Origin of the sequence: Paenibacillus sp. 598K, from assembly GCF_003851045.1 — a bacterium.
GTDB lineage: Bacteria > Bacillota > Bacilli > Paenibacillales > Paenibacillaceae > Paenibacillus_D.
This window is the reverse complement of sequence record NZ_BFBX01000033.1, coordinates 104,448-116,073: the sequence shown is the minus strand read 5'-3', so window position 1 is coordinate 116,073 and position 11,626 is coordinate 104,448. Positions and strand designations below refer to the sequence as shown.

At 59.8% G+C, this 11,626-nt stretch carries 8 protein-coding genes and 1 pseudogene; 4 read left to right on the top strand and 5 right to left on the bottom strand.

Annotation, left to right across the window (positions count from 1 at the left end; genetic code table 11):
• Nucleotides 1-106: 106 nt before the first annotated feature.
• Entirely contained in the window at nt 107-1,300 is a 1,194-nt protein-coding gene (locus PA598K_RS12195; protein ID WP_128657227.1) for an anti sigma factor C-terminal domain-containing protein, read from the bottom strand.
• Nucleotides 1,297-1,797 (bottom strand): annotated as a pseudogene (locus PA598K_RS12190) (sigma-70 family RNA polymerase sigma factor); the annotation flags it as partial. The pseudogene PA598K_RS12190 and the gene PA598K_RS12195, both read right to left, overlap by 4 nt.
• A 311-nt stretch (nt 1,798-2,108) precedes the next feature.
• Between PA598K_RS12190 and PA598K_RS12185 the strand changes: the two are divergent.
• Nucleotides 2,109-3,824 carry an ABC transporter ATP-binding protein gene (locus tag PA598K_RS12185; protein WP_128657225.1) on the top strand — a complete coding sequence of 572 codons (1,716 nt, stop codon included), beginning with the start codon at nt 2,109-2,111 and terminating at the stop codon, nt 3,822-3,824.
• 244 nt (nt 3,825-4,068) lie between these two features.
• The gene (locus PA598K_RS12180) at nt 4,069-5,883 is read left to right on the top strand and encodes a glycoside hydrolase family 9 protein (protein WP_128657224.1); all 1,815 of its coding nucleotides are present in this window, start codon (nt 4,069-4,071) and stop codon (nt 5,881-5,883) included.
• A 144-nt stretch (nt 5,884-6,027) separates the two neighbouring features.
• On the opposite strand, the gene PA598K_RS12175 is transcribed toward PA598K_RS12180, so the two are convergent.
• The gene (locus PA598K_RS12175) at nt 6,028-6,432 is read right to left on the bottom strand and encodes a CBS domain-containing protein (protein WP_128657223.1); all 405 of its coding nucleotides are present in this window, start codon (nt 6,430-6,432) and stop codon (nt 6,028-6,030) included.
• A gap of 208 nt (nt 6,433-6,640) precedes the next feature.
• On the opposite strand from PA598K_RS12175, the gene PA598K_RS12170 reads away from it, so the two are divergent.
• Nucleotides 6,641-8,170 carry an FAD-dependent oxidoreductase gene (locus PA598K_RS12170; protein ID WP_128657222.1) on the top strand — a complete coding sequence of 510 codons (1,530 nt, stop codon included), beginning with the start codon at nt 6,641-6,643 and terminating at the stop codon, nt 8,168-8,170.
• Nucleotides 8,171-8,258: 88 nt separating this feature from the next.
• On the opposite strand, the gene PA598K_RS12165 is transcribed toward PA598K_RS12170, so the two are convergent.
• Nucleotides 8,259-9,368, bottom strand: coding sequence for a DUF1648 domain-containing protein (locus PA598K_RS12165; RefSeq protein WP_128657221.1), 1,110 nt, complete (start codon nt 9,366-9,368; stop codon nt 8,259-8,261).
• Between the two features lie 15 nt (nt 9,369-9,383).
• Nucleotides 9,384-9,782: a GntR family transcriptional regulator gene (locus PA598K_RS12160; protein ID WP_128657220.1), complete on the bottom strand. Its 399-nt coding sequence runs from the start codon at nt 9,780-9,782 to the stop codon at nt 9,384-9,386.
• Nucleotides 9,783-9,971: 189 nt separating this feature from the next.
• Between PA598K_RS12160 and PA598K_RS12155 the strand changes: the two genes are divergently transcribed.
• Nucleotides 9,972-11,626, top strand: a 1,655-nt coding sequence (locus tag PA598K_RS12155; RefSeq protein ID WP_128657234.1) for a molybdopterin-dependent oxidoreductase, incomplete at its 3' end; no start/stop codon positions are given.

The following is an 11,626-nucleotide window of genomic DNA, read 5'->3' as shown; positions in this document are numbered from 1 at the left end:
GGGCATCTTAGACCGCCTTTTCGCCCCCTGCGGTGACGCCCTAGAGGCAGTTCAAGCCCCGGCCCCTTACGTTCCATACGATTGCAGCAGGCAGGCGATTATAGACTCAGTACTGGACGCTGCTGAACTCCGGCATATACCAGTTCCACCAGTCGGTCTCGCCGAGGGCGGGGCGGGTGACATGGGGCTGCTCGCGCAGCTTCAGCAGCTCCTTGGTCGGGCCGGTGACGACAAGTCCGTAGCTGCGCACGCCATGCTCCCGGACGTAGTCGATGCGCTCCTGTAGCATCGGGTCGACGGTGACCACCTTGCGGACCCAGCGCTCATCCGCCTGCAGCGTCTCGAGCGCTCGCAGGAAGGCACGCTCCTTGACCGGAGCGTCGCCGAGCACCGCAAACCCGTTGCCTTCGGCATATTTGAGCAGCAGCTGATCGCTGATTCCCCAGAGCCCGCCGCTGCCGCCATACAGGTAGCTACCCAGATTGCCGATGCGCTCCTCCTGGCCGGTGTCAAACGCATACCAGATGATGTCCATGTCGTAGTTGCCGAACATCGCGTAGACCTCATCCAGCGAATAGAGACCGTCGAGCGAAATCGCTAGCTCCGAGACCGTCCCCTCGGGCAGCATCTCCAGCGCCTTCCAGACCTGATCGTCTGTCTCTTTGACGTAGCGGCGCTGCTCCTCGCCGAGCACCTCCGGCGTGCCGGGGTACTTAAAGTACAGCTTGCTCTGGTAGCTGCCATTCGTCCATTGCCGCTTCACAGACAGCAGATGGAACCGCATGTCGGCCTTCAGCGTTCCCTGATTCTGACTGCGGTGTCCGACCCGCTTGGTCATCTCGTAGTCCATCGACAGGTTGAAGTATGCGCCGCTCTGCACCCCGCCGCTGCCGACGTTCAGATTCGGCATCGTCATGCCGACCGCAGTAGACAGCACATCGGGCAGGCGATGCCCGACGCTCGACGAGCCTCCGACGGCATAGAGCAGCGAGGTGGCGATGCCCGATAGGATCGATAGCACGATGAAGGCGGATAACAGGCTAACTGCGGTGCTGACGCGATTGCGCCATTTGGCCATTCTCATCCAGCGCCGCTGCTGGCGATCCGTCGGCGACTTGCTCTCGTCTGGAGCGGGCGGCAGCAGCGGCTTCTGAGCCTCCATCGCCTGATCGAGCCGCTCCCGACATTCGGCGCATTGCTCCAGATGCTGCTCGACCTGCTCCTCTTCTTCCTTCGTACACTCGCCGCTTAGATAACGGTCCCATTGTTCGTCGAGCTCGTGACAGGTTCGTTTGCTCATTGTACATCTCCTCCGTAGGTTTGCTTGATCAGGCGACGCAGCTCCTCGCGGCCGCGATGGATGTTGATCTTGACTGCGGCGACGGTCCAGCCGGTGATCTCGGCGATCTCCTGATAGGAGAGCTGGTAGTGATCCCGCAGCAGCACCGCATGCCGCTTGTTGATCGCCAGTCTGCCGAGCAGTTCGTGCCAGCTCGCCGCCGCTGCCCGCTCCAGCGCTTCCTGCTCGGCGCTTGGCGCGGTACCTCCGATATCGGCGGCTTCGCCCATCCATGCAGGCTCGTAGGGCGAGCTGCGACGCTCTTTGCGCTGCCAGTCGATAAAGGCATGGTAGGCGACCTTGAACAGCCACGGCTTGATCCGCTCGTTGTCGTAGCTGTCCAGATAGACATATGCTTTGCAGAACGTATCCTGCATCAGATCCTCGGCAGCCTGGGGGCTGGCGGCCAACGACAGCAGGTAGCGATACAGGTCGCCACCGTATTGGCGATAGATGTGTTCAAGTGCATGTGTTTCGACCGTACATCCCCCTTAATGCGAACGTTTCGCGCTTGTTTCGATAGATCCACGTATCAGCGATAACAAAGTTACACGCCTGCACAAAAAAAGATATCTCTAGTATAGCCGACCTGCCGCCAGAGTCGAAAAACAGGAATAGACAAAGGAAAAATCGGGTAAAATACTTGAGAAGAATTATCATTCTCAAAAAAAGCTTGACTTTAATCGTGCTTCATCCTACATTTGAATACATAGATGATGCTAAAGTAGTGGAACACTTTTTAGCGGACAGATGTGGAGAGTGATAGCAGGTGTATCGTCGTTTTTTTGCGTTTTACAAGCCTTACAAGGGATTGTTTTTCCTCGATTTCGGTTGCGCGATTATCGCGGGGCTGCTCGAGCTGGCATTTCCGCTGGCCGTCAGCGGCTTCATCGACAAGCTGCTGCCGAGCGGGGACTTGTCGCTGATTATCTGGTCATGTGTAGGTCTGTTGGCGATCTACACGCTTAACATGGTGCTGAACTATGTGGTGACGTATTGGGGTCACATGCTCGGCATCAACATCGAGACGGATATGCGGCGCAATATGTTCAGCCATATCCAGAAGCTGTCGTTCCGCTTCTTCGACAATCACAAGACCGGCCATCTGATCGGCCGCATGACCAATGACCTCAACGATATCGGCGAGGTAGCGCATCACGGTCCCGAGGATGTGTTCATCGCGGTCATGACGCTCGTCGGCTCGTTCTCTTTGATGGCTTACATCAACCTGGAGCTGGCGCTCATTACCTTCATCATCATTCCGGTGATGGCATGGTTGATCATCGTATTCGGCGGCAAGATGACCAAGACGTATCACCGGTTGTTCGGCGACGTCGGCAACTTTAATGCCCGCATCGAGGAGAACGTCGGCGGCATCCGCGTCGTTCAATCGTTCGCCAATGAAGCCCACGAGAAAAAGCTGTTTGCCGTCGACAACCAAAACTTCCGCACGACGAAGCTGATGGCCTACAAAACGATGGCCAAAAGCATCTCGATCAACTACATGATGATGCGTCTGGTGACGATCTTCGTCATGGTGGCAGGGGCATGGTTCTATGTAGAGGGTCGGATCGCGCTGGGCGAGTTTATGGCCTTCGTATTGCTCTCCAACGTATTTTTCCGCCCGATCGAGAAGATCAACGCGGTCATCGAGAGCTATCCGAAGGGGATCGCCGGGTTCCGCCGCTACCTCGAGGTTATCGATACCGAGCCGGATATCGCCGACGCTCCCAAAGCCGTCGAGGTCGATAAGCTGAAGGGCGATATCCGGTTCGACAATGTCACCTTCGGCTACGAATCGAACCGGACGATTCTCAGTAATATCAACCTGGCGATCCGCCCGGGCGAGACGGTAGCCTTCGTCGGGCCATCCGGAGCTGGCAAGACGACGATCTGCAGCCTGCTCCCGCGCTTCTACGATGTGAACGAGGGGCGAATCACGATCGACGGCATCGATGTCCGGGAGATGAAGCTGGCTTCGCTCCGCAAGAACATCGGCATCGTACAGCAGGATGTATTCCTGTTCTCGGGCTCGATCCGCGAGAACATCGCCTACGGCCAGCTCGATGCGACCGAGGAGCAGATCTGGGAGGCGGCGCGCCGGGCATCGCTCACCGATATGATCGCCAAGCTCCCGGAAGGGATGGACACGATCATCGGCGAGCGCGGCGTCAAGCTGTCGGGCGGCCAGAAGCAACGGCTGTCGATCGCGCGGATGTTCCTAAAGAATCCGCCGATCCTCATCCTCGACGAAGCGACGTCGGCGCTCGATACCGAGACGGAGGCGCTCATCCAGCAATCGCTCTCCGAGCTTGCGGTTGGGCGGACGACACTCGTCATCGCCCACCGTCTGACGACGATCAAAAACGCCGACCGTATCATCGTGGTAAACGAGGACGGCATCGCCGAGCAGGGCAACCATCGCGAGCTGGTCGCAGCCGGCGGCATCTACAGTCGTCTCCATGAGGCGCAGTATCCATCTTAATAGGAAGTGATTCCGAGCCGCTTTTCCTCTCCGGGGGAGAGGCGGCATTTTTTTGATGATGTCAGACGTATGCGGCGGATAAAACGCAATCATCTCTTGAAAAATCTGGGAGGTGCGGTACAATAGGCTATGTACGTGCCAGTATCCCCGCGAAGGCTAAGGAGGGACGAAGCTGAAAGCGTTATCAGAGGTAGGTTATACGCGTGCGCCGAGCGCGACGGGCCAAAGGACAGGCTGGCGTCTGATGAGACTGCCCATGCTGTTGGTGGCTGCAGCAGCGCTAGCTATCGCTGCAGGGTGCAGCGATGATGAAGCGGCGCCGGTAGAAGTCGAGGCGGAGACGGCTGTGGAGACTCCGATAGCCGAACTCCAGGAAAGCGAGGATGCAATAATGAACGAAATGGAGCTTAATGATCGCATCAAGGTCAATCAGGTCGGTTATGTGCCCGGCGAGACGAATCGGGCGATGCTGGCGGGCGAAGGCGGCGGAGATGTGTTCCGCGTCATCGACACCGCCACGGGCGAGACCGTGCTTGAGGGCGAGCTGTCGCAGCCGGTGATGGATGAGGATGCCGGCGAGACGGTGCGCGAGATGGATCTGTCTGGCGTCACGAAGTTCGGGGAATATCGGATCGAGGTAGAGGAGGTAGGCTATTCTCATCCGTTCCGGATTGCCGCTGACGTCTATGAACGCGTGTTTATGGAGGTGACGCGCTCCTACACGCTCGGCCGATCGGGCGTCGCGATCGAGGACCCGGTGACGGGGCTGAGCCATCCCGGCGGGCATCGCCAGGATGCGGAGGCTCGGCTCGACCCTGACTTCCCTGATCAAGCAGCAGACGAGCCGATCGATGTGAGCGGCGGCTGGTACGATGCCGGCGACTACGGCAAGTACATCACGCCGGCCGCGACGACGGTCGCCCAGCTGCTGCTCTCCTACGAGCTGTACCCGGAGGCATATCAGTCGCTGGAATTGCACATTCCCGAGGGGCTGGCCGATCCGGCGCAGGCTGCCTGGCCGGATGTGCTGGAGGAAGTGAAGTTCGAGCTCGACTGGATGCTCAAGATGCAGCGCGAGGACGGCGCTGTCTACCACAAGCTGTCCGGGATGCAGTGGCCGGGTATGATCCGGCCGGACCAGGACACGCAACCGCGTTATCTGTTCGGGATGTCCACCTACGGCACAGCGATGTATGCCGGGGCGCTGGCGATCGCAGCCCGGGTGTATGTGCCGTTCGACGAGGCGTACGCAAGCGAGCTGTTAGCGTCGGCCGAAGCGGCACAGCAATATCTGGAGCGTCATCCCGATCCGCGCTTCGTGAAGACGGCCCGGCAGGACGCCGGATCGGGCGGCTATGAGAAGTCGGGCGACCGGGGCGAGCGTTATTGGGCGGCGGCGGAGCTGCTCAAGACGACCGGCGAGGCGCGTTATGCCGAACTGCTCGAGACGATGCTGGCTACGCAGGCTGCGGGCCAGGTCGAGACGATCGGCTGGGCGTCGGGACTGTCGCTTGGCCACTTCGCGCTCGCGACCGCAGCAGGCGCGCCGGAGCAGCATCAGGCGACGGCACGAAGGCTGCTGGTCGAGGAGGCGCGGTCGATCGTCGCTCGCTCCGAGGCGGATGGCTATCGTTATGCGCTGCAGTCCGAGCAGTACACCTGGGCGTCCGCCAAAAACGGCATGGCCTTGGCGCAGCTGCTGCTGCTGGCGGATCAGCTCGAGCCGCAGACGGCCAACCGCGCGGTTGCGCTCGAGCAGTTGCACTATACATTAGGACGCAATACACTTGGCACCACGTATGTGACGGGAGCGGGCCATGTGATGCCGCGCAACCCGCATCACCGCATCATGGTCAGCACGGGCGCTTATGTGCCGGGGCTGGTCGTAGGCGGCCCCAATCGCTATGGCGGCGACCCTGCGATCGATCGCGTGTTGCAGGAGCAGGCGCCTCCGCCAGCCAAGGCGTATCTCGACATTGTAGATTCCTACTCCACCAACGAATACGCGATCGACTACAACGCGCCGCTTGTGTTCGTGCTCGCCGGCTTGGCGCGCTAAGATTCGCCGTGCGGCGTATCTGGACCGACAGGCGATTCGCACGCTTTATCCAGCCCTAACCTATAACAGGACCTCCGTTCCCACTGCAGCGTGGAGACGGAGGTCCTGTTATATGCTTGCGTTGCTTGGCCATGTTATGGATCGTTAGTCTGTAATATTGCGGGTGTAATATTCGATAATGTCCTTGCGGCGGATAATGCCAAGAAAAACGTGGTTATGGTCGGTCACGGGGACAAAGTTCTGATCGGCTGCGAGGGTCAGCATATCCTCCATATGCGCGTCGATGACGACGGACTCGTTGAAGATGCGTTTGCGCATGTTGCTTACCGGCACATCGTCCATCGTCTCGAAGGTAAGGCCAGGCGTTCCTTTCATCTTCCAGAGCAGATCGCCCTCCGACAGCGTGCCGATGTATTTGCCCTCCTCATCGATGATCGGGATGGCTGTATAGTTGTGGTGCTCCAATTTGTTCATTGCCGTCAGCATGGAATCCGAGGCCAGCACATAGGTGACCTTTTCCTTGGGCAACAAAAAGGATGAAATTTGCATCTGTATCGCTCCTTTCCCGGACAGACGCCCAAAAAGCGCCTACTCTCTATTAAAACATATCAACGGGAGGAAGGAAAGCGAAACGGCCCTTGCGCACGGCATGACATGCTTCATCGTCGCAGACGCAGGTTAATGACGGCCCTAGGGAATGAAATGCCCCCTGCTTATCCATATTATAGTGGAAGAGAATTGGAAAGAGGTGGTCGGAATGGAGAGTGGCAACGAGCTTCCGCGTTTTCCCGAGTCGTACTGGACGGCTTCGGTGAATCGCAAAACGTATAAAGCGCTCGACAAGGATCTGACGGTGGACGCGGTCGTCGTCGGAGGCGGCATCGTCGGCATCACGTCGGCAACGTTGCTGGCGAGAGAAGGTATGCGCGTCGCATTGATCGACGGAGGCCGACTGCTGAATGGCACGACAGCTCATACGACGGCCAAAGTGACCGCGCAGCATGACCTGATCTACGATGAGCTGATCCGCTCGGAGGGGATGGAGCACGCGCTTCAGTATTATGAAGCGCAAAAAGAGGCGCTGACGTTCATCCAATCGACAGTGCAGAAAGGCAATATCGATTGCGGCTGGTCGATGCAGGATGCCTATGTGTACACCAATGACGAGGCCGAGCTGGACAAGCTGCACAAGGAGGCGCATGCCTATGAGCAACTGGGTATCGCAGGCACATTCACCGAGCGGATTCCGCTCGACATTCCGGTGCGCGGGGCTGTCGTCATGCGGCAGCAGGCGCAGTTCCATCCGCTGGCCTACCTGAACGCCCTGCTCGACGAATTTGTCAGCCGCGGCGGGATGGTGTTCGAGGATACGACTGCGACCGATCTGGACACCGGCGAGCCGGCGGTCGTCATTACCGGCAATGGACATCGGATTACCGCGAGCCATGTGCTGCAATGCACCCACTTTCCGTACCATGACCGGATCGGCTTTTATTTTGCCCGGATGCATGTCGAGCGCTCCTATGTGCTCGGCCTGAAGACGAGCGCTCCATACCCTGGCGGGATGTATATCTCCAGCGAGTCGCCGAAGCGCTCGATCCGCGACACGCAGCTCGCGGACGGCTCGCGGCTCATCATCCTCGGCGGCCAGAGCCACAAGACAGGGCAGGATAACTGCACGATCCGGCATTACGAAGAGCTGCAGCGTTATGCGCGGGAGACGCTGGGCTTGACCGAGGTGGCCTATCGCTGGTCGGCGCAGGACCTCGTCACCGGAGACAAGCTGCCGTACATCGGCCGGGCCTCGTCCAGCCACCCTCACGTCTACGCCGCCACCGGCTTCCGCAAGTGGGGGATGACGAACGGTACGCTGGCAGCCCTGCTCCTGCGGGATCTCATCCTGGAGCGGACCAATCCCTATGAGCAATTGCTCTCGCCCTCGCGCAGCCTCTCCGCCAAGACGCTCGTCTCGCTGGTCGCCGACAATGCCGATATCGCCAAGCAGCTGATCTCCGGCAAGCTGGATCGCGGCGACAAGGAAATCGAGGACCTCGGCATCGACGAGGGCAGCGTCATCCGCTACAACGGCAAACGGGCTGGCGCTTATCGCGACCCGGACGGCAAGCTGTTCCTCGTCGATACGACCTGCACGCATATGGGCTGCGAGGTCGAGTGGAACAACGGCGAGCGCAGCTGGGACTGTCCTTGCCACGGCTCGCGCTTCTCCGTGACCGGCGAGGTGATGGAAGGACCTGCCGAGGAACCGCTGAGACGACTGACTCCCTGAGAAGCAAGCAGCAAGCGCCCCCTTTCCGCTGGAGAGGGGGCGTGTTCGTGCGCAGGTTAGCGCATGTATTCATGTGACGACAACAGCGTTACGGCGCCAGCCAAATCACCAACGCGACGAGGACGAGCGGCACTGCGGCGATCAGCCAAGCGAGCGGACGGCCCATATTGATCGTCCAGCCGATGCCGAAGCGCTTCTCGAGGAACAGCGCCGGATCGGCGGGATTATAGTAGATGACGCCCAGCTTCCAATGTCGATCGTCGTCCGACGGGCCGGTGCCGGTAGCGGCTGCGCCTGCAGGCACGCCCTGCAGACGGCTGCCGCCCTGTCCGACCTTGACGGAGAGCCAGATGCAGCCTGCGATGATGACGGCGGTGATGAGCAGCGGCACGAGCATGACCAGCGTCGGCGGCAGCGTCATCAGGAAGGACAGGCTCATAAAGGAGAACAGCAGCGTCATCAGGAAGCCCGAGACGACGATCATCACCGACCAGCTGCGGCGGAAGATGAGGCTGCGCTGCAGCGAAGCGGCGGCATCGGCTTTGTCCAGCTGCTGCTTGCTGTGCGAGATGATGGTATTGATCAGCAAGAACAGCGCGACCATCATCAGCTGGATGCCGACAGGCATCAAGACCGAGAGGTAGGACTTGTCGACGGAGCGGGTCACCTCGCCTTGCAGATTGTACTGCATCGCCAGCGTATCCGGGAACCGGTCATAGAAGATCAACACGCCTGCCAGCGTCGCTGCGGTGACGAGCAGATGCGGCACGAACCAGAGATTGGACAGCGTCGGCTTGAGGAGCCGGAAGCTCGTATCGATGACGGCGGTCTGCAAGTCGGGCTGCTGCCAACCATGCTCCTGCTTCAGCCGTTTCATCCGCATATGATTGTACAGATAGAGCAGGAGAGAGGCCGCGCTGCTGACGACGACAAAGACGATGACTATATATGGCATCTTCTGCTCGTCCTGTGCGGGGAAGGCGAGCAGGGAACCGATCAAGGTCAGGACAGACAGTGCGGCGGTCATCGCCGCATACCGGGCGCGCAGCCGCTTGACGAGCGGGCTGCGGTACACCTCTTCGGTGATGGCGACGCCGAAGCTCTCGGTGCGCCGGGTCAGGTAGGGCGTAGCCGCCGCCATGAAGATGACGGGCAGTGCAATAAGGGCCAGCGTCAGCCAGAGGGTCCACTGTTCCATAGTTATCACTCCTTGTTAGTCTGATGAAGCTGGATAGTCGGGATGAATCTGGCGGTACAGCGCTGTGCACAAGGCGAGCAGCTCCGCTTCGGTCATCCTGCGGCAGATCGCTTCGCTGACCAGCGGCCGCAGCCGCTCCGCAAGCGAGGCGCGATACGTCTCGTCGGCGATGGGCAACTCATGCTGGATCACAACGCCCTTCTGGCGATGGATTTCCACATAACCTTCTTGCTTCAGGGCAGCATAGGCTTTGTTCACCGTATGCATATTGATCCCCAGATCGCTGGACAACGAGCGTACGGAGGGCAGCGCTTCCCCTGGAGCGAGTCGTCCGCTGGCGATGCCTTCGATAATCTGGTTGGTCAGCTGCGTATAGAGCGGCACATCGGATTGCAGGTTTACGGCTATCAGCATGTTAATCACCACCTGTACCATCTGTTATATATATAGTATAACAGTTAGAACGAAGTTTTAGCAATCTCTTTTTCTCAGTTATTGTAGGCGACTGCGCCACGGCCTGCTGCGGGTAGGCAACGGCAGCAATATCGTATAAAATAAGCCCATATGGACTTACAGCAATGGTATGAGATGGAGGGAACGGCAATGAACAGCTATATTGAACAACAAGACGGCATCGTGCCGGCGGTCTGCTCGCTGGATTGCCCGGATCAGTGCGGCTTGCTGCTGCACAAGCAGGATGGCAAAATCGTCAAAGTAACCGGCGACCCGGACCATCCGGTTACCCGGGGCAATATATGCAACAAAGTACGACGGATGACGGATCGGCTCTACGATCCCGAGCGTCTGCAATACCCGCTGCGGCGGGTAGGGGCGAAGGGCGAGCGGCGCTTCGAGAGGATCTCCTGGGACGAAGCGATCGCCGAGATCGTCGGGCGCTGGCAGGCGTTGATCCAGGCGCATGGCCCGGAGAGCATCCTGCCTTACAGCTATTACGGCAATATGGGCAATATTACCGCCGAAGGGATGGACCGCCGCTTCTTCAACCGACTGGGGGCAAGCCTGCTGGAGCATACGATCTGCAGCGCCGCTGGCAGCGTCGGATACCGCTACACGATGGGCGGCGGCTACGGCACCGATCCGGAGCAGATGGAGCAGACGAAGCTCTTCATTATGTGGGGCATCAATGCCGTCAGCACGAATATGCATCAGGTGTCGATCGCTGAGCAAGCCCGCAAGCAAGGAGCGAAGGTCGTCGTCATCGATGTGCATCAAAATCAGACCGGACGCTGGGGCGATTGGTTCATCCCGATCCGGCCGGGCAGCGATACGATGCTGGCGCTTGGGCTGATGCATCTGCTGTACGCCGAGGGCATGACCGATGAGGCATTCCTCGCCGAGTATACCGTCGGCGCGGAGGAGCTGCGCGAGCATGTGAAGGCGTACACGCCTGAGCGGGTGTCGGAGGTCACCGGCGTGCCGGAGGCGGATATCCGCGAGCTGGCGAGGCTGTATGGCCAGACGACGCCATCGTGCATCCGTATCGGCAACGGGCTGCAGCATCATGACAACGGCGGCATGTGCATCCGGACGATCGCCTGCCTGCCGGCGCTCACCGGCCAATGGCTGCATCCCGGCGGAGGCGCGATCAAGGGCAACTCGAGCTTCCTCTCCTTCGACGATGTGGCGCTGCAGCGTCCGGATCTGCGAGCTCGTCCGGATACGCGCAGCATCAATATGAACCGGATCGGCCGCGCCCTGCTGGAGACGGACCCGCCGATCCGCTCGTTGTTCGTCTACGGGAGCAATCCGGCTGTCGTGGCGCCCGAGAGCGGCAAGGTGAAGCAGGGACTGCTGCGCGACGATCTGTTCACGGTCGTGCACGATCTGTTCCTGACCGATACGGCAGCGTACGCGGATATCGTCCTGCCAGCGACGTCATCCTACGAGAATACCGACTTCTATACGTCGTATTGGCATCATTATATCCATCTGCAAGAGCCGGTCATCCCGGCTTATGGCGAAGCCAAATCCAATACGGAGGTGTTCCGGCTGCTGGCGCAGGCGATGGGCTACGACGAGCCGGAGCTGCAGGCGAGCGACGGCGAGCTGATCGCGGCGGCGCTCGATGAGGCGCCCAATCCGTATATCGCTCATATTACCTATGATCGGCTGCGCGAGCAGCGGTATATGCGAGCCGACCGCCAGCCGTCGCTCTTGCCGGGCCGGCTGCCGACGCCGAGCGGCAAGATCGAGCTGTATTCGGAGCAGATGGCGGCGGACGGTCTGCCGCCGCTGCC